Source organism: Petrotoga sp. 9PW.55.5.1 (assembly GCF_003265365.1).
Classification (GTDB): Bacteria; Thermotogota; Thermotogae; order Petrotogales; family Petrotogaceae; genus Petrotoga.
This window is the reverse complement of sequence record NZ_AUPM01000066.1, coordinates 42,192-61,126: the sequence shown is the minus strand read 5'-3', so window position 1 is coordinate 61,126 and position 18,935 is coordinate 42,192. Positions and strand designations below refer to the sequence as shown.

Below are 18,935 nucleotides of genomic sequence, written 5' to 3'. Positions count from 1 at the left end.
CTCCTCTAACATATTGTGGAATATCTCCGAAGCTATGTCTTAATTCAACATATGTATCTTTAACTTCCTGCTCTCTTTTTAATCTGTGCAAAGCTGACAGTTTAATAGATAAAAGTACATAATACAAGCTACCTTTTCGTAGTTTTGAAATGTCTTTTTCTATTCTTTCGATGACTTCATCATAATTGATATCCCAATATAATTTCAATATTTCTATGTACTCATTTGTTTCATTATTTAAAGAAGTTGATTCAAGATAATTCATCAATGGCCTTCCAAACTGCCCGTAAGTTGACAACCTGATAACTAATTTTAAAAGCATTTGAATTATCTCCTTATGAATATCTATTTTTGTTCCATTATTGTCATATAAAAATAACATAATATTTACTTTGATTCCAATGTTAATGAGCCGATATTCATTCACTTTTACCTTTTTAATCGATTATATCATAACTATCATCAAAAAAGGGAAAGCGAAAACAGAGTATAAAAAATGATAAAAAACATCGTAATTAAAGTTTACATAAGGTTTTTTGAGCCAATCTCTGAAAATACATTTCAACCTATATTTGAACCTGATAAAAAAATCGCTTGTTTATCATATAGAAAAGTGTATGATAAAAATAGCGAAAGGGTGTTTATCTTAAATTAAGTGGAAGGTCAAAAATGAAAAAGGTGCTTGTTATAGTAATATATGATGATGCTGTTTTCATAAGGTATATTTCAGTGATTTAAAGCTGCAAGGGGTGAGGCTGATTTTAACTGTTTATTCAATACTGTGGTTATTTTTATCAATAAAAAACGTGGAAATCACTGATTTTATTATGTAAAGGGGATGATTTGATGTTTAAGAAAGTTATGTCAATTGTGAAAACAGATTTGTTATACTCGAAGATATTGGTTTTAATGTTTTTTTTAATGTTTGGTTTAGGCTATGGTTTCTTATTTGGACTTCCCGATCGTTTTAAACAAGTTTCAGAATCGTCCTATTCATCTTCGTTACAAGGAATAGCTTTTTTATTGGGAGGGATGTTTTCTTCAATGTTTCCTTTTGGTTTTCTTTTAACAGATAAACAATTTAAAGTTGGTGAAATGGTATTAACATCAGGGATCAAACCATTTGAATATATCTTTTCTAAATGGATTAATGGTGTATTTCTTGGAATTGTTACCGCTTATACCTACTTGATTGTATATACATTGTTAACCTTACCTTTGTATGCGCAATACGGTAATATTTCTGTGTGGTTATACGTATTGTTAATTCCTATAATTTTTGCGTCGTTGGGAGTTACATTAGGTATAATTTTTACAAAAGTGAATCTGTTAAGAAAGATACTTTTAATTATATTTCTTTTTGTTCTTCCAATTTTGTCGTTTGTTTTATTGTTTATTATAAGCAATACGGGTATATTTCTTAAGTTTTTAATTCCAATTTTGTTAGTTTATTCGCTATTATGTTTCTTTTTATCTGTAAGAAACGTAGAAATTAAAGATTTCGTAGCATAGAGGAGGTTATTAAAGGTGGATAAACATATTGATGCAATTAATGTTGATTTTACATATGATAATAAAAAACTTGTGTTGAATAACGTCTCTTTAAGTACGTATCAGGGCGAAAGTGTTGGTTTGGTGGGACCAAATGGAGCTGGTAAGACAACTCTTGTTAGAGTACTGTTGGGAATTCTCTATCCCAAGAATGGAGATATACAAGTTTTTGGATACAATCCATTAAATAAGAAGGAAAGAGAAAAGATTTATGAACAGATGGGTTACCTTCCTGAAGGTGCTGATGTGTATCCACAATTAACCTTGAAACAATATATTGAATTATTTAAAACACTCCATGAGGTTGAAGATAATTCAACTATAGAAGAGCTCTTAGAAATGTTTGATTTACAAGATGTGTTTGAAAAAAGATTAGGTACATTTTCAAAAGGTATGAAACAGAAAGCGAAACTTTTGACTATTCTTATACATTCCCCAAAATTACTGATAATGGACGAACCAACAGATGGATTAGACATAGCTTCAAAGGAAGAAACAATAGAATACATGAGAAAATTAAAAAAGAAAGGAACATCAATGTTAATAGCAACTCATGATCCTTATCTTGTTGAAAACCTATGTGATAGAATAATCATGATAAATAAAGGTGAAATCATATTTGAAGGGACAACACAACGGTTGCAAGAGGTTGCACAAAATGAACCTTGTTATGTAATCGAGTTGATGGAAAAGGTGAAAAAAGAAAAATTAGAAGAGATATTGAATAATGTTGAAGAGCCACAAAAGATCATAGTTGAAGAGAATACAATAAAAATTTGGACTGATGATGAAAATATAGCTAAAAATGTTTACAAAAAAGTTGTAGTTGAAGGGCTGATAGTAAAGAACTTTGATAGATATTTACCAACTTTTTCTCAAGCTTATAAGAATTTTTTGGAGGGGAAATAAAGTCAATATTGAGTCCAGTTGAAGCTTTAAGATATGAGTGAAAATATGGTCTAAAAAAATGTAAAACTAAAATATTTATAAAGTTAACCACCCACCACTTAAACGCTGATGAGTTTTGAAGTAGGCGCTTGTAAGAGCTCTAGTTGATTAGGCTAAGTGCTTAGATCACTACGTTATCTATATCATAACACATACGAATGTTTACCCTAGTTTGCTTAATCACCCCTCATGAAGATTGGGAAAAAAGAAAGAACTTGTAGCAAAATAGATGCAAATACATGCCATCAGAAGGGAGATGGATTTAATGTATGCAGTTGAAATAAAAAATTTGAGTAAAAGATATAAAAGCAAAGAAGAACCTGCTTTAAATAATATAAACCTTTCGATTAACGAAGGAGAAACTTTTGGATTGTTAGGTCCCAACGGAGCAGGTAAAACAACTATGGTAAGGTTGATCTTAAACATTTTAAAACCAACCACTGGTTCTATAAAAGTATTTGGAATAGATGTTACATCAAAAAAATACGACGAAAAAAGAAAAAAGATAGGGTTCATGCTTGAAAGTATAGGTGTTTCTTACATTCTAACAGGATATGAAAATATGGAATTTTTTGACAGGATATATCACGAAAGTGCAAGCATCGTTGAAAGAAAAGAAAGAATTAAAAGTCTTCTAACTTTTGCAGGTTTGTGGGAAGTAAGAGATAAAAAAGTAGCAACATATTCCCATGGTATGTGTAGAAGATTAGCTCTTGCAAGAGCTCTAATTTCTGATCCATCGTTAATATTTCTTGATGAACCTACTCTTGGGTTGGACCCAGAGGCAAGATCATTGATCAGAGAAATGCTCCTTGCTCAAAGAGATGAAGGAAAAACGATATTTCTAACTTCCCATGATCTCGAGGAAGTTGAAAAGATATGCTCAAATATAGCGATCATTAATCATGGTGAAATGATCACACAAGGTCCGTATGACGAAATAAAAAGCGATTTTAGTAGAAAAAGAATTGCTGTAAAAGTGAGAGAAATAGGTCCATGGATAGAAGAATTGGGTAAAAAGATGAAAATAACAGTTGAGGATAACAAAATTTACATTGAAGGAGAAGACTCAGAAAAGGTATTTGAATTATTGTCTAAAATGGGGATAAAAGTCCAAGAAATGAAGATAGAAGAGGAGAGCTTAGAAGATCTTTATCTCAAATTGGTAAAATCCGAACCAAAAAGGCGGAAAGATCTTGTGAGTATAGCAATGAAGGGGGTAAAAAGATGAACGCTGTTATGTGGAAAGATATGACCATTCTAAAAAGGTCAAAAGGATCTTTTATTTTTTCAATAATAATTGGTCTTTTTATTGCGGTTTCATCTTTAATCTCAATAGACAAATTTCAGCAAAGTTTTTCAAATATCATCTTGTTGATTCCTTTAGTTGTGGGGTTCAATTTAAACAACAAAATATTTTTTATGGAAATATCAGATAGATCCATAGAAAGTATTCTTGCTACATATTTTTCAGTCAAAAAAATACTCCTTACAAAATCCATTTTATTAACGCTTATTTCTATTTTATTTGGTTGGGGAATTCTTTTTCTTTCAACAATCATTTACTGGTTCATGTATAATCAAATTGTAATACCTAACATAACTAATTTAATAATTTTTGCAATCACCATACCTTTTATTTTTAGTATAGAAGGTTTAGTTGGAACTTGTTATTGGGTTTTCCCGAATATAACAGTGGCTACACTTATCAATGGAGGAATATTCGTATTTTCTGTACTCTTTTTGAGTCTTAGTTTATTATTTTTATCTTATTCGCTTAGATGGATGGTAATAACTATATTAATTATTTCTGTGATTTTGATAAGTATCTTCTTTGGAATAATGAACAAAATAGATAAAGAAAAGGTAGCTCTTACAAGACTATGAGGATAAAAATAGATTTTGTATTTTGGAAAAATTTTACCTTTTTAAAAAAAGAACTAAAGAATTTAATAGTATTTTCAATTATAATCATAGTGTTGATAAGTTTCCTTGGATTCTACTTTCCTTACTTAGAGTTATTTTTACCTTTAGTATCTTTAATTTACATCACTCTAATTTTTGGTATGTGTGAAAACGCAAGAGATATGATGAGTGGATTGCTTGAAGCTATAGCTGCTACCCATTATTCACTAAAAAAACTCTTTTTTAAGGACATTATGTTTTCAGCAATTGTGGGATTTATTCTGCTTGTATTCAGTACTATAATATCATGGATAATTCTAAATATTTTTAGTTATGAAATCCAATTTACGAATTTAAGTTTGTCTTTGATTCTTTCTATACTTGCACCTGTTGGCTCTCTTGGATTGCAAAGACAAGGAGGCATTTCAACTCTTTTTCAAAATATATTCTTAAATAAATTGTTAGGTTTTGTGATGATACCCTTTTACCTTTTTTCTTTTCTTATGATTTTCTTTCAATGGGCGTATATTATTCTTTGGATTTTATCGATCTTAAGTATGACTATTTTTTTGATTTTAACGTTCTTCGGGGAAGTGAATAAAGAAGCCGTTATCAACTTGTGGGGTAATTGAATAAGCATGATAAAAAAATCACTTGTTCATCATATAGAAAAGTGTATGATAGATAAAGAAATAAAAAATAGTTAAAGCGTTCGACCATAATTTCAGTTAGTATGTGATAAAATATCTATGAGATAGAAAATTGTTAATACAGAAAGGAATGAATATATTGAAAATCAAAGAAATAATATTCTTGGTTGAAGAGGATCCTGAAGGTGGTTACAATGCAAAAGCTTTGGGAGAATCGATTTTTACAGAAGCTGATTCTTTGGAAGAACTTAAAGAAAACATCAAAAACGCTATTAAATGCTACTTTGATAGAGAAGAAGATATCCCAAATATTATAAGACTTCATATTGTCAAAGAAGAAACTATTCCATATGTCTAAAGTTCCAAGAAACATTTCAGGGATAGAATTAGCAAAGCTGTTGGTAAAGTACGGTTACGAGATTCAAAGAGAAAAGGGTAGCCATTTAAGATTAAACTCTAATTACATGGGTTATTCTCATAAAATAACCATTCCTGATCACAAATTTCTTAAGATAGGAACCTTAAATAATATCTTAAATAACATAGCTGATTATTTAAAGGTTACAAAAGAGCAATTAATAAAAGAACTTTTTACTTAACTATAAATAATAATCTTCCATTTTCAACTTCATGATTTACTCCTTATGATTCTTTTCCAATTTCCATGAAGGGTGATTACGTATAGCTCTTTCAAGAGGTTAATTTAAGATGATTCCTTTCATTATACGGGAATAGAACCGATCTGATACCTCTTTTATAAGACTATAGTCAACTTTTTTGAAACAAATATCTGGTTTTATTAGCAATTTTTACAAGAGTCAGCATTACTGGAACTTCTACTAATACACCCACGACAGTAGCGAGTGTTGCTCCCGATTGTAATCCGAAAATTGAAATAGCAACAGCAACCGCCAACTCAAAAAAATTACTTGCTCCGATCATGCTGCAGGTGCTGCGATGCTGTGTTTTATCTTCCACACTTTTGCCCATAAGTAAGCAACAAAAAATATTAAAAATGTTTGTATAATCAAAGGTATTGCAATAAGTACGATATGAATCGGATTATTTAAAATAGTTTCACCTTGAAAGGAAAATATGATAATCAATGTGAGTAGTAGTCCTATTATTGTAGTATTGTCAAATTTTTTTAAGAACACATTTTCAAAATATTCTTTACCCTTATTTTTAATTATATATTTCCTTGATAAATATCCCAAAAGTAGTGGAATAACAACAAATAATACTACAGATAAAAACAAAGTATCATAAGGTACGGTTATATTACTTATTCCTAATAATAAGGCAACTATCGGAGTATAAGCAAATAATAATATTAAATCGTTAATTGCTACTTGAACTAAAGTATAAGCTGGATCTCCTTTTGTAAGATGGCTCCAAACAAAAACCATTGCTGTGCACGGTGCCGCACCTAAAAGTACTGCCCCTGCTAAATATTCTTCCGCTAAATTTGGAGAAATCAAACCATTAAAAGCTATTTTGAAGAAAAAAGTTGCGATCAAATACATTGTAAAAGGTTTAATTAACCAATTAGTAATAGTAGTTACTGTCATTCCTTTAGGCTTTTTTGTAGCGTTTACAATACTTGAAAAATCAATTTTGAGCATCATAGGATAAATCATTAACCATATTAATATCGCTACGGGAATAGAAACATTTGCATATTCAAATTTACTAAGAGTTTCAGGTATAATAGGAATCCAATTTCCAATCATAATTCCTACAATAATACAGAGTATAACCCAAACTGTTAGATAACGTTCAAAGATCCCCATTTCATTAGCTATTTTCAATTCTTCATTTGTGTTAATTTTATTCTTCGCCATTTTGTACCTCCTGAGCCAGAATTTTTAGTACATTCTTTTTATCATTCTTAATCAAGCGACAATTCATATTATGTTTTTTGTACTTTTTGTATCTCTCAATATCTGAAATATATAAAGTATTTTCTTGAAATTTTTCTTTTAAATACTCATAAAGTAAACCGTTCTCTTTTTTAAATTCAGGGTTTATCTTATAATACACCCATTGAGCATCTTTTGAAGAAGAAATAACCCCATTGGTTTTAAGCTTACTTAAATGCCTAGAAACATTAGATTGAGTCATTTCAAGAAGTACTTCCAATTCACAAACACAAAGTTTCTGCTCCATCAATAAATTTAAAATTCTTAGTCTATTTTCATCTCCAAGAGACTTAAAAAGTTCCTCCATTAATTGAATATTCACCCCCTTTATATTACTATATACGATTATACTCATATAATAATATCATAATTTATATTTTTTAATGTAAAATATTTAAAAATATATTATTAAAAACCAAAAAACGGTATTGTCTATTCCTACTAATACTCTTGATTTTGTATGATATAATTTGAATAATTAAGAAATATATTAGTTTAAAGGTTGTGAAATTAGTGTGTGGAAGATTTGTTACCTATTCACCATTCGAAGAAATAATACAGACTTTTGGTATTGAACTTGTTTTGATAGATGAATACATGCCAAGTTACAACATTGCACCTTCAAACGAAGTTTTGGTTGTATTTGAAAAAGAAGAAAAGGTTGTTTTAGATAAGTTCCGTTGGGGCCTTGTCCCTTCTTGGTCAAAGGATACAAACATAGGTTATAAGATGATAAATGCTAGGGCTGAAACTTTAACTGACAAGAAAAGTTTCAAACATTTAGTTAATTCAAAGAGATGTGGAATAGTGGCTAATGGTTTTTATGAATGGAGAATAGAAGGGCATAGCAAAATTCCATATTTTATAAAATTAAAAGATGGAAGATTATTTTGTTTTGCTGGATTATACGATACCTGGCAAATTGATAACAATAATGAGCTGTATACGTGTACTATAATTACAACAGATGCGAATGAAAAAATTTCTCAAATTCATGATAGGATGCCTGTAATGCTAGAAAAAGAAGAAGTAGAAAAATGGATAGATACTAAGAATTCTTTTGATAATCTGAAACGATTGCTTAGAGCAAAAGATGATGATGAGATAGAGTTATACCAGGTTAGCAATAAAGTAAATTCGCCAAAAAATAATTCGAAGAGTAATCTAATTCCAGAAGTAAAAAATACTTTATTTTAATAATAAAATATTTAGTATAGTAATATCTTAATATTTATTTGGGAGTGATGCATTTGAAGTTTCCAACTGTTCCAATGATTATGACGCCGGGGCCAACTTATGTAAGTGAAGAGGTGAGAGATGCTCTATCTCAAAAGATAACAAATCCAGATTTGGATCTTAACTTCTATGAATATTATAAAGAAACATGTGAAAAGCTGCAGCAACTGTTGAATACGGAAAACGAGGTTTTAATACTTTCTGGAGAAGGAATATTAGGACTAGAAGCAGCATGTGCTTCGTTGGTTGAATCAGGTGATAAAGTGCTTTGTATAGAAAACGGAATTTTTGGGAAGGGTTTTGGTGATTTTTTAAAGATGTATGGTGGAGAGGTAGAATATTTTACTTCTGACTATAGAAAAGCAATTGATGTGAAAACTTTGGAAGATTTCTTAGAGAAAAATCACGATTTTAAATTAGCAACTTTTGTACATTGTGAAACTCCTTCAGGAATTACTAATCCTATTGAACAAATAAACTCCTTATTAAAAAAATACGGTATTCTTTCGATAGTAGATGCTGTTTCTTCTATAGGGGGAGAAGAAATCGAGACAGATAAATGGGATATAGATATTCTTTTGGGAGGTTCACAAAAATGTTTGTCTGCACCTCCTGGTATTACTTTTTTAAGTATTAGTCAAAAGGCTTGGAAAATAATTTTAGATAGAAAAACTCCAATTACCGGATTCTATGTGAACCTTGCCAATTGGAAGAGTTGGTACGAAGATAAATGGTTCCCATATACGCCTCCTATAAGTGATATATTTGGTTTTAGTGTTGCAGTTGAAAGATTACTCAAAGATAATGATCGTGTAGAACGTCATAAAAAGATAGCTAATGCAGTAAGAAAAAGTTTATTATCAGGTGGGCTTGAATTGTATCCAAAAGATGGTTTTTCAAATACAGTAACTACCGTAGTTTTACCTAAAGGGACTTCTTTTAAAGATATTTATAATAAGATGCTTAGCGAACATAACATAATGATCGGTGGAGCGTTTGATTTTTTAAAAAATCAAGTGTTTAGAATAGGTCATATGGGAGAAAATTGTTATGAAGATAAACTCTACCTAACTTTAAAAGCGCTAGATAAAGTTCTTAGAGATCTCGGCTTTGAATTAAAGGTAAAGTTGCATAAGTATTTTATTGAAAATTTAGATTCTTAATTTTCGGTAATTATATTCGAAAAAAGAAATGTGAATTATGCATTGTATATTTTTATTTATATTGTATCTTGCTATGTTTATAATGATATTTTCTTTGCATACATATTTTATATAATATAGTTTATAAATTTTATATTTTTATATAATAATTATATAATAAGACAAATTAATATGCATTATAAAAAATCGATATTTTTGGTTGGTTCTTTGAAAAATTTCTAATTATACTTTCTGTACTCAATGAATCGTACTAAGATAGAAAATTTAGAAATTTTAATATGGTTAAATTATTAAAAAATCGAAGAAAATTTTTCTAAGAAAAAATATATATAAATACTATCGAAAAAGATGAAAGATGAGAAAATATTGTCGGAAAACTTAGGTTTTCCGACATATATCAAGAATAAAGATAAATAGTTTAAAAAATATCCCTTTAAATATAGTATAAATCGGCTTTTTAGACAACCTCTTTTTTATAGCCCCTGAGATGAGAGTTATTATTTTAGATATAAATTATTTCATTCCATTCCAGTAAAATTCATTATAGGGCCTGCTATAAAGAAGCGTTTTTTTATAAATCATGAATAAAAAAATAATCGGTTATAAGAAAAATAGGAATTATATAATGTATATGTATTATATAATGTATATGTATTATATGATGTTTAATAAAATAGTCAAGTATATAAAAAGCTATATTAAGTAAATAATATATAATTGTGTATGATCGATAATACAACTACATAATGATTATATAAAGCATAATCATTATGAAAAATGGAGAGAAATAAAATGGTTAAACAAAGGCACAAAGTAACTAGAAACACCCAGTTTAAAATTACAAAACTTTTGGATTTGTCAAAAGCGGAACTTCTAAATAAGGGTTTAACTAATTTTAATTATGAAAAGGTAATTTCTGATGCTAATCTAAGTAAATCTACTGTTTACAAAAAATTTGGGAAAAAAGATGATTTTATTATAGTAGTGATTCAAAGTATTTTAGATGAGTTTTATGTCCCTTTTAAAAAGTATGTTGATGATTTTAAATCTTTTAGAGAGGTCTTAGATTTCATTTCACATTTAAACTTTGACGTAAAAGAACTTTTGAAAGAGTACCCTATAGAAGATATTTTCCAAAATAGACGAATTTCAGGAATAATAAACTATTATTATTACCAGAGATTCGGGAAAGTGATCGTCGAAAAAATAAAAGAGTTTCAATCTTTGGGAGAGATCAGAAAAGATGTTCAAGCTGAATATATACTTGAATTTTTAACTTCGATAACAAAAGGTATGGGATTGATGTTAAAAGATCATGATTTTAAGGAAGTTTTGAATAATTACACAAAACTTATTCAATCGGCATTATCTTATAATTCTAATTTACAAAAGGAGTGATATATATCAAGCATAATATTTCTAATAAAAAGAACTTTTCAAAAGTTTTTTTATTCTTTTTTATATTACTATTTTGTACAAATGTTTTATCAGCCCCAATATCTTCTAGAACTCCCTTAATAAGAGATGAAGAAGCGTTAGAAAAAATCCAAACTATACCTCCTACGACTGATATAATCAGAGAACCAATTGAATCTTATAAACCCTCCTATACTGAAGATATTCCTCAAGAACCCACACTAGATTCAACAATTTCTATAGAAATTCTTTCTAAATTAAATGAGTTTAATGGATTTGTCGGATTTGAGTTGAGAAATCTTAATAGTAATACCGTTCTATTTGAATATAATTCAGAAAAATTATTCATACCTGCATCTTTAACCAAATTGATTACCGCTATGGTTTCATTAGAAAGCTTAGGAGACAATTATAAATTTGAAACAAAGATATACAAAACTGGTGAAATAAATACAAATTTTCGAGGAAATCTTTATATAAAAGGGTTCGGAGATCCTGTTTTAAAAAATGATCAATACAAAGAAATTTTGAAACGAGCGACTGTAGATAGGGGGATTGAAAAAATTTATGGAGATATCATTTTTGATTATTCTTATTTAAAAGAAGAAGGTTTTGGGAGAGGTTGGATGTGGGATGATCCACAACCACAGATTGCCTCATTAAATATTTGGCAACAAAGTCATGAATCGTTTAAATATAAAACAAACAATGAAATAAAAGATTACATAAGTTTTTTGACTACTTTAATACTCTCGGAAATAGGAGTCGATTTCTATGGAGATATTATCTATGATGTAGTTCCACCAAACGCTAATCTCCTTTACACCCACTATTCTCCTCCACTCATGGAAATAATCCAACAAATGTTAAAAAAAAGTGATAATCAAATAGCAGAGCAGCTTTTTAGAAACTTAGGTGCGATTTACGGAAAAGGAACTATCGAAGATTCTGAAAAATATTTTAAACAGGTAATAGAGGAAACACTTGGTTACAAACCAGAAAGCTATGTTTTAAAAGATGGTTGTGGTTTATCAATGTATAACATGTTCTCTCCAAAGTTGATAAATGATATTCTTTATTATTTATACTCTAAATATGGAACAGAGTTTTTAGATCTTTTAGCATCTCCTGACGAAGAAAGCACATTAAAAAACAGATTTAATTTCGGCATATGGGGTAAAACAGGATCTTTATATTATGATTCCGCAATTAGTGGAATATTCAAAAGCACTGATGGGAATTATTACTTATTCACTTTGATGGAAAATAACTTCCCATTTAATGTCTATAAGGCAAAAGATTTTGAAAATGATTTAATACAATTCTTATATGAAAATCTTTAATTTAGAACCAGTGTAATTAATCATCAAAATATAAAGGGGGAGCTTTAAATGAGTGAATGTTTCAATGGGTATTATCGTTATCCTACAGTTTTTAAAGATAGTATTGCTTTTGTTGCTGAAGATGACATTTGGATAGTTTCAACTCAAGGAGGAATCGCAAGAAGACTAACAACCAACGCCGGAGAAATTTCAGATCTTTCTTTTTCTAAAGACGGGAAGTGGATAGCATTTACAGGGAGAGATGAGGGAGTTCCTGATGTTTATTTAATACCTTCGACTGGAGGTGTTCCAAAGAGATTAACCTTTTTTGGAACTAATAGCAAAGTCTTAGGATGGAAAGATGAGAATATAATTTTTTCCTCAAATTACAAACAACCTTTTTCTAGAATAACTGCAATATGGGAAGTAGATATAAAAGATAAGAGAAAAATTAAGCAACTTGATTATGGAATATCGACAGAGATAGACTTTGGGAAAGAAAAAGGAGTGGTGCTGGGAAGAAAAACTAGCGAACCAGCTCGTTGGAAGAATTACAGAGGTGGAACGGCTGGAGAATTGTTGATTGATAAAGAGGGCAACTATGAATTTAAAAAATTGATTGATATCAAATCAAATTTAGCAAATCCAATGTGGATACAAGACAGAATATACTTTATATCAGACCATGAAGATGTTGCTAATATATATTCTTGTACGATAGATGGGAAAGATCTCAAAAAGCATACTAATCATACAGAATTTTATGTTCGCAACGCTAAAACTGACGGGAATTATATTTCTTATCATGCCGGAGCAGATATTTATTTATTAGATGTATCAAAAGATGAAACAAAAAAAATTGAGATTCAGTATTATAGCACCCTGCCACAAAGAAATAGAAAATTCGTAGATGCTGAACATTATTTTGAAACCTTTTCTTCAAATAAAAACGGTGAAAAGCTTTTAACTACTCACAGAGGAAAAAGTTTTTATTTTGAAAACTGGTTTGGAGCTGTAAAACAAATTGGCAAAAAACACGGTATTAGATACAGACTTTCAACCTATTTGAATATAAAAGAAGAAAAAATCGTAACCGTTAGCGATGAAGAAAACAAAGAACATTTAGAAATCTATGACCTAAAAAATAATCTTCTTTCCAAAATAGATGAAAATGATTTAGGCCGAGTTGTTGAAATAATTCCTTCACCTAAAGAAGAATCCATTTTATTAACCAACCAAAGAAATGAGCTTATATTGATAGATTTAAAAAACAAATCAAAGATAGAAATCGACAAAAATTCTATGGGACCAATAATTGGATTTTCTTTCTCTCCAGATGGTAACTGGATAGCTTATTCAAAAAATATAAATAAAAAACAAACCGCTATTTTTATTTACGATATAAATAAAGATAAAAGTCAACAAGTAACTGATCCAATTCTTATGGATATCAACCCTATTTTTGATCCTAACGGTGATTATCTTTACTTTTTATCTTATAGAATATTCAACCCTGTATCAGATAATCTACAGTTCAATATAAGTTTTACAAAAGGAATGAAACCTTATTTAATAACCTTAAGAAAAGACGTCTTTTCTCCTTTTGATGAACGTTTTAGAGAGAAAGGGGAAGAAGAAAAATCTGATGAACAATCTGGCGAACATGAAAAAGAAGAAGACTTAAAAATAGAAATCGATTTTGATAATATATCTCAAAGAATTATTCCTTTCCCCGTTTCTGAAGAAAGATATATAGACATACAAGCTACAAAAGATAAAGTTTTTTACACGATAGCTCCCATCAAAGGAGAGTTAGACGATGAAGAAGATATGTTATCTTCAAAACCCGCTCATTATACTCTGAAATATTATGATCTAAAAGATAAAGAAGAAAAGACTTTCATGGATGGTGTAACTGACTTTATTATTACCCAAGATACTCAAAAAATTATAATTAGAATTGATGAACAGTTAAGGGTACTATCAACTGCAAATCCTCCATCCGAAGATGAAAAAGACGAAACAAAAAAATATTCCAGAAAATCGGGTTGGATAGATTTAAGTAGAATAAAATTAGAGGTTGATCCTTTAGCTGAATGGAAGCAAATGATATGCGAAGCATGGAGATTACAAAAATTCTATTTTTGGAATAAAGAAAAACTAAAAGAAATTAATTGGGATGAGATCTTAAAAAGATATTACCCATTAGTAGAAAGAATTGCTTCTAGAAATGAGTTTTCAGATCTCATTTGGGAAATGCAGGGAGAATTAAAATCTTCTCATGCATATGAATTTGGCGGAGATTACAAACCTAAACCTGTTTACAAAATTGGTTATTTAGGAGCAGATCTCATATTCGACGAAGTAAAAAATTTATATAAAATATCTCACATAGTTAAGGGAGATATATGGGACGAATCAAATAAACCTCCATTGTTAGAACCTGGTGCAAATATTAAAGAAGGAGATTATATCCTTTCTATAAACGGTCAAAGCCTTAATGAAAAAACACCAAATGAGTTGTTAATTAATTATTATAATCAAAACGTCGAAATTATCGTAACTGATGGAGATAACCTTGAAAAAAAGAAAACATCTATAATCAAAACATTAAAAGATGAAACACCCGTAAGGTACAGAGAATGGGTTGAAACTAATAAAAAATATGTTCATGATAAAACAAGTAACAAGGTTGGTTACGTTCATATTCCAGATATGGGATTTGAAGGATTTGCTGAATTTCATAGGAATTTTCTAAGTGAAGTTCAACATGATGCCTTAATAATTGATGTTAGAGTAAATAGTGGAGGATTTGTCTCATCATTAATTTTAGAAAAATTGAATAGAAAGTTTATAGGATTCGATTTTTCACCATATATGGTCGAAGAAACTTACCAAAATGATTCTGTTAAAGGACCCATGGTAGCTATTACCAATGAATTTGCTGGTTCAGATGGAGATATATTCAGCCACTCTTTTAAATTGCTGAAACTCGGAAAATTAATAGGAAAAAGAACCTGGGGAGGCGTTGTAGGAATATGGCCTAGAAATCCCTTAGTAGACAATACCATCACAACTCAACCAGAGATGGCTTTTTGGTTTAAAGATGTTGGTTGGAATGTTGAAAATTATGGAACGGATCCAGATATTGAAATTGATATAACTCCAAAAGATTACAAAGAAGGGAAAGATCCACAACTAGATAAAGCTATAGAAATTGTTCTAAAGGAATTAGAAGAAAATCCACCAATAGACCCAAAAGAGATAAAAATGTAACAACCTTAAGAAATAAGATAGTCGGGCATTATTGCCCGACTTTTTAATAAAGATAATCACGTATTGTTATTCAATAGGAAATGTTACGTAATTTGGAATACCGTTATTATACTCAGGATAACTTTCTCCTGTAATTAAAGGTTTTGCGTAATCAATAAAATTATTGCTCATATTATAACCTTCATCATCTATGAATTCTTCAGGTAAATATTTTGTGTTGTTAGCTACTTCAAATAGTGGAACTTTTCCATATTCTACTTTGTAAGGATCATTACTTACTCTGTTAATTGTAACCATATATCCGCTTAATCCATTTTTTGCATATTCAAAAGCTTTCTCTCCAACTTTTATAGCTTCTTCTTTATCTGTTTTACTAACAATATGACCGCCACTTCTTTGGAGATAATCTGGAATACACACGTGAACTTTCAAACCAAGTCTAGTTAACACAATATTTGCAACAACTCTACCAACATCTCCTAACTGTCTATTTCCAAAACTATCGGTGTATCCCATATCTGAAACAAAAGCCCCGCTTTTATATTTAATGCCTTCAGAAACGGCGATTGTACAGTATCCATTTTTCTTAACTTCATTTTCCACCTTCTGAACAAAATTATCTTCCTCAAAAACTCTTTCCGGAAGGAGTATGATATGTGGACCATAATCACCATTCAATTTGGCTAAGGAAGTTGCTGCTGCCAACCAACCAGCATGTCTCCCCATTGTTTCCATTATGAATACTTTAGTTGAATCTCTGCTCATACTTCTTGTGTCGATGCTCGCTTCTAACATAGAAACCGCTAAGTATTTTGCAGCTGATCCATAACCCGGTGAATGATCGGTTCCATATAAATCATTATCGATTGTCTTAGGAATTCCTATAACGTTTAAATCGTAACCAATACTTTTGGCATAGTTATCTACTTTATAAGCAGTATCCATAGAATCGTTTCCGCCGTTATAGAAAAAATAACCAATTCCATATTTTTCAAAGGTTTCAAACAATAATTTAAATCCTTGTTCATCACCTTCTTTTAATCTGTGTCTACATGTTCCGAATGCACTACCCGGAGTATTTTTTAAGTTATTAATTCGTTCAGGAGACTCTTTGGTAAGATCAAAAAGTTTTCCATCCAAAACACCAGTTATTCCGTTTATACCAACATAAACATTTCCAATATTCTTATCTTCTAATGCAGTATGTATAAGTCCATATGCAGAAGCATTTATTACACTTGTTACTCCACCTGATTGTGCATATATTACATTTTTTTTTAGACACACTTACACCCCCGAGAATTATTGTTAGGCTATACTATATATTTTAACCTTTCTCAGAAAATTGTAATACTTTACTTCCTATTACATAATTTTTTTCTACTGATAAAACCATTCCAAATCCCTGAGCATTTTTTGCACCTAAACCAGAATTAAGAGCTAGAAATATCAATTCAGGTTCACCCTTTAACACAAAATATCCAGTCCAACCTTTTATTATAATATCTTTATAAAAAAGTAATTTTTCATTTTTCTCAGTAACTCCGTACGGTTCTATATGAAACATTTTACCTTCAGTATCAATATTTAGAGCAGAGGCTTTTCTTTTCAAATTTTCTTCGATCAATTTTTTAAAATCAGTAGAATAAGGGGAAAAATAATGAGTATATCTGCTTCCATTAGGTAATATTATTGTTGAATAAGCTGTAATAGGAGATAATGTTTTAACTAATATTTCCTCTTCTATTTCATTTTCAATAACTTCATACTTCACTAAAGTAAAATAATTTTTTTCTATTCTTACTGTGTTTTGATCTTTAATTGCTTTTAGAACAGCATTAGCAAGCTCTTCAATTGGTGAAGCAAAATAAATGCTAAACAAACCTTTAAATATCATTTTCTTATTCTCTACTTTAAAAGAATTATATGGATATATTCTTGAAAAAGTAAACAATTTTAATCTTTTATCTTCGGATCTTGTTCCTAAATCATGATAGCTTGGCATTGTATCAGACATTAAATTATAAAAAAGTCCTTGAAGAGGTCTGTTATAATGAACAGGTAGTTCAATCCTTTCTCTCTCAACTGAACCAAATACCATCTTAATAACCAACAAAATCCCCCCAGTGAACAATATAATATCTTTTATGTTTTATGTTAGAGAAAACCCATTGTGGCTAATTACCACAATGGGATTCTTTTTTTAAGACTAAAATATAGCTTTTTCAGTTTCCTTATCAAAAGCGTGACACATTTTCATATCTAAAGCTACTTTAAAATTTTTACCGGCTTCTGCGGTAGTTTGCGGACTAACTTTAGCGGTGATAGACTGGTTTCCTACTGTAAGATGAAGCAAAGTTTCACTCCCTAATGGTTCGACAACGTCTACTACACTTTCTAGAGTATTTGTTTCCTTAGCATCTTCAAAAAGATTCTTATCATAAATATCCTCAATACCATTATCTCGTATCACTTTTACATTTAAGAAATTCATAGGTGGCGTTCCAATGAAACCAGCAACAAAGATATTAGCAGGATTATTATAAACTTCAAAAGGTCCTCCTACTTGTTGAATATATCCTTCGTTCATAATAACTATCTTATCTGCCATAGTCATAGCTTCTACCTGGTCATGTGTAACGTATGCTACTGTTGCTTCCAATCTTTTTTGCAACTTTTTAAGCTCAGCCCTCATTTGAACCCTTAATTTAGCATCTAAGTTAGAAAGAGGTTCGTCAAACAAGAAGACTTTTGGATCTCTAACTATTGCTCTTCCCAATGCAACTCTCTGTCTTTGTCCACCTGATAATTGTTTTGGTTTCCTGTCTAACAAATGTTCTATACCAAGAATCTTGGATGCATCTCTAACCTTTTTTTCTATTTCGTCTTTTGGAGTTTTTCTCAATTTCAACCCAAAAGCCATATTATCATAAACTGTCATATGAGGATACAAAGCATAGTTCTGAAAAACCATAGCAATATCTCTGTCTTTTGGTTCAACATCATTAACAACTTTCGTGTCAATCTTTATTGTACCTTCCGTAATATCTTCTAATCCGGCAATCATCCTCAGGGTTGTAGTCTTTCCACATCCAGATGGACCTAATAAAACTAAGAATTCTTTATCTTCTATGTTGAATTCTACATCTTTTACCGCATGAAACCCATTGGGATAAACCTTATTCACCTTTTCTAATAAAACTTGAGCCATTAAAACACACCTCCATTTAATTTTGAATTTTAAAAGAATTACAATCTTCTATCAATCTTCAAAGTAATCAAAAAATTTTTTAATACGCTTATACTCCTCAACATCTTCTATTTCAAAAAGTGAAAGATCCCTAATTTCATCTATAAAATCTATCAATTTTATAAACTTCTCATAGTTCATCATTACAGCTTTAGGGACTCCATTTTTTGTAATAATAATATTTTTATTTTCCTCTTCTATTTCATCAACAACTTGAGAAAATCTTGCTTTTGCATCAGCCAAACTATAAAATGAATAATCCTTCAAATCCATTTTGATACCCCTTGACTATAATT

At 29.9% G+C, this 18,935-nt stretch carries 17 protein-coding genes and 2 pseudogenes; 12 read left to right on the top strand and 7 right to left on the bottom strand.

The annotated features are described in order from the left end of the window. A pseudogene (locus PW5551_RS09765) lies at nt 1-382 on the bottom strand (hypothetical protein); the annotation flags it as partial. 464 nt (nt 383-846) lie between these two features. On the opposite strand from PW5551_RS09765, the gene PW5551_RS09760 reads away from it, so the two are divergent. The 7 genes from PW5551_RS09760 (at nt 847) to PW5551_RS09730 (ending at nt 5,653) form a co-directional block, all read left to right on the top strand. Then, nucleotides 847-1,512 carry a hypothetical protein gene (locus tag PW5551_RS09760; RefSeq protein WP_113075584.1) on the top strand — a complete coding sequence of 222 codons (666 nt, stop codon included), beginning with the start codon at nt 847-849 and terminating at the stop codon, nt 1,510-1,512. Between the two features lie 15 nt (nt 1,513-1,527). Continuing rightward, nucleotides 1,528-2,460, top strand: a complete 933-nt coding sequence (locus PW5551_RS09755) for an ABC transporter ATP-binding protein (protein ID WP_113075583.1) — start codon at nt 1,528-1,530, stop codon at nt 2,458-2,460. Between the two features lie 268 nt (nt 2,461-2,728). Beyond that, the gene (locus PW5551_RS09750) at nt 2,729-3,730 is read left to right on the top strand and encodes an ABC transporter ATP-binding protein (protein WP_113075582.1); all 1,002 of its coding nucleotides are present in this window, start codon (nt 2,729-2,731) and stop codon (nt 3,728-3,730) included. After that, nucleotides 3,727-4,386, top strand: coding sequence for a hypothetical protein (locus PW5551_RS09745; protein WP_113075581.1), 660 nt, complete (start codon nt 3,727-3,729; stop codon nt 4,384-4,386). The genes PW5551_RS09750 and PW5551_RS09745 overlap by 4 nt, the downstream gene beginning before the upstream one ends. After that, nucleotides 4,383-5,036, top strand: a complete 654-nt coding sequence (locus PW5551_RS09740; protein ID WP_113075580.1) for a hypothetical protein — start codon at nt 4,383-4,385, stop codon at nt 5,034-5,036. Before PW5551_RS09745 ends, PW5551_RS09740 begins: the two co-directional genes overlap by 4 nt. A gap of 148 nt (nt 5,037-5,184) precedes the next feature. Continuing rightward, complete coding sequence (locus PW5551_RS09735) at nt 5,185-5,412, top strand: 2-oxoisovalerate dehydrogenase (protein WP_370445948.1); 228 nt, start codon at nt 5,185-5,187, stop codon at nt 5,410-5,412. Continuing rightward, nucleotides 5,381-5,653: a type II toxin-antitoxin system HicA family toxin gene (locus tag PW5551_RS09730; RefSeq protein WP_233488522.1), complete on the top strand. Its 273-nt coding sequence runs from the start codon at nt 5,381-5,383 to the stop codon at nt 5,651-5,653. The genes PW5551_RS09735 and PW5551_RS09730 overlap by 32 nt, the downstream gene beginning before the upstream one ends. Nucleotides 5,654-5,822: 169 nt before the next feature. Here PW5551_RS09730 and arsB read toward each other — a convergent pair. Both arsB and PW5551_RS09720 read right to left on the bottom strand, forming a co-directional pair. Beyond that, nucleotides 5,823-6,847 (bottom strand): annotated as a pseudogene (gene arsB / locus PW5551_RS09725) (ACR3 family arsenite efflux transporter). Nucleotides 6,848-6,884: 37 nt separating this feature from the next. Then, nucleotides 6,885-7,283 carry a metalloregulator ArsR/SmtB family transcription factor gene (locus tag PW5551_RS09720; protein ID WP_113075578.1) on the bottom strand — a complete coding sequence of 133 codons (399 nt, stop codon included), beginning with the start codon at nt 7,281-7,283 and terminating at the stop codon, nt 6,885-6,887. A gap of 206 nt (nt 7,284-7,489) precedes the next feature. On the opposite strand from PW5551_RS09720, the gene PW5551_RS09715 reads away from it, so the two are divergent. The 5 genes from PW5551_RS09715 (at nt 7,490) to PW5551_RS09695 (ending at nt 15,389) form a co-directional block, all read left to right on the top strand. Next, the gene (locus tag PW5551_RS09715; protein WP_113075577.1) at nt 7,490-8,173 is read left to right on the top strand and encodes an SOS response-associated peptidase; all 684 of its coding nucleotides are present in this window, start codon (nt 7,490-7,492) and stop codon (nt 8,171-8,173) included. A gap of 74 nt (nt 8,174-8,247) precedes the next feature. After that, on the top strand, nt 8,248-9,375 hold the full coding sequence (locus PW5551_RS09710; protein ID WP_370445947.1) for an alanine--glyoxylate aminotransferase family protein: 1,128 nt from the start codon (nt 8,248-8,250) through the stop codon (nt 9,373-9,375). Nucleotides 9,376-10,167: 792 nt separating this feature from the next. After that, on the top strand, nt 10,168-10,773 hold the full coding sequence (locus PW5551_RS09705; protein ID WP_113075575.1) for a TetR/AcrR family transcriptional regulator: 606 nt from the start codon (nt 10,168-10,170) through the stop codon (nt 10,771-10,773). Beyond that, nucleotides 10,770-12,134 carry a D-alanyl-D-alanine carboxypeptidase/D-alanyl-D-alanine-endopeptidase gene (locus tag PW5551_RS09700; protein ID WP_113075574.1) on the top strand — a complete coding sequence of 455 codons (1,365 nt, stop codon included), beginning with the start codon at nt 10,770-10,772 and terminating at the stop codon, nt 12,132-12,134. The genes PW5551_RS09705 and PW5551_RS09700 overlap by 4 nt, the downstream gene beginning before the upstream one ends. Nucleotides 12,135-12,182: 48 nt before the next feature. Continuing rightward, nucleotides 12,183-15,389: a S41 family peptidase gene (locus tag PW5551_RS09695; protein WP_113075573.1), complete on the top strand. Its 3,207-nt coding sequence runs from the start codon at nt 12,183-12,185 to the stop codon at nt 15,387-15,389. 66 nt (nt 15,390-15,455) lie between these two features. Here PW5551_RS09695 and PW5551_RS09690 read toward each other — a convergent pair whose 3' ends face one another. From PW5551_RS09690 to PW5551_RS09675, 4 genes are all read right to left on the bottom strand, one after another. Further along, nucleotides 15,456-16,676, bottom strand: a complete 1,221-nt coding sequence (locus tag PW5551_RS09690) for a 6-phosphofructokinase (protein WP_113075572.1) — start codon at nt 16,674-16,676, stop codon at nt 15,456-15,458. A 40-nt stretch (nt 16,677-16,716) separates the two neighbouring features. Next, entirely contained in the window at nt 16,717-17,502 is a 786-nt protein-coding gene (cas6, locus tag PW5551_RS09685; protein ID WP_113075571.1) for a CRISPR-associated endoribonuclease Cas6, read from the bottom strand. A 96-nt stretch (nt 17,503-17,598) separates the two neighbouring features. Further along, nucleotides 17,599-18,600, bottom strand: a complete 1,002-nt coding sequence (locus PW5551_RS09680) for an ABC transporter ATP-binding protein (protein WP_113075570.1) — start codon at nt 18,598-18,600, stop codon at nt 17,599-17,601. A gap of 51 nt (nt 18,601-18,651) precedes the next feature. Next, complete coding sequence (locus PW5551_RS09675) at nt 18,652-18,912, bottom strand: type II toxin-antitoxin system Phd/YefM family antitoxin (protein WP_113075569.1); 261 nt, start codon at nt 18,910-18,912, stop codon at nt 18,652-18,654. Between the last annotated feature and the right edge of the window lie 23 nt (nt 18,913-18,935).

What these genes read in the sequence shown, in the direction of transcription:
- PW5551_RS09760 (WP_113075584.1), top strand. Translation starts at nt 847, where the DNA reads ATGTTTAAGAAAGTTATGTCAATTGTGAAAACAGATTTGTTATACTCG.
- PW5551_RS09750 (WP_113075582.1), top strand. Translation starts at nt 2,729, where the DNA reads ATGCAAATACATGCCATCAGAAGGGAGATGGATTTAATGTATGCAGTT.
- PW5551_RS09745 (WP_113075581.1), top strand. Translation starts at nt 3,727, where the DNA reads ATGAACGCTGTTATGTGGAAAGATATGACCATTCTAAAAAGGTCAAAA.
- PW5551_RS09740 (WP_113075580.1), top strand. Translation starts at nt 4,383, where the DNA reads ATGAGGATAAAAATAGATTTTGTATTTTGGAAAAATTTTACCTTTTTA.
- PW5551_RS09735 (WP_370445948.1), top strand. Translation starts at nt 5,185, where the DNA reads ATGAATATATTGAAAATCAAAGAAATAATATTCTTGGTTGAAGAGGAT.
- PW5551_RS09720 (WP_113075578.1), bottom strand. Translation starts at nt 7,283, where the DNA reads ATGGAGGAACTTTTTAAGTCTCTTGGAGATGAAAATAGACTAAGAATT.
- PW5551_RS09710 (WP_370445947.1), top strand. Translation starts at nt 8,248, where the DNA reads ATGATTATGACGCCGGGGCCAACTTATGTAAGTGAAGAGGTGAGAGAT.
- PW5551_RS09705 (WP_113075575.1), top strand. Translation starts at nt 10,168, where the DNA reads ATGGTTAAACAAAGGCACAAAGTAACTAGAAACACCCAGTTTAAAATT.
- PW5551_RS09695 (WP_113075573.1), top strand. Translation starts at nt 12,183, where the DNA reads ATGAGTGAATGTTTCAATGGGTATTATCGTTATCCTACAGTTTTTAAA.
- PW5551_RS09680 (WP_113075570.1), bottom strand. Translation starts at nt 18,600, where the DNA reads ATGGCTCAAGTTTTATTAGAAAAGGTGAATAAGGTTTATCCCAATGGG.
- PW5551_RS09675 (WP_113075569.1), bottom strand. Translation starts at nt 18,912, where the DNA reads ATGGATTTGAAGGATTATTCATTTTATAGTTTGGCTGATGCAAAAGCA.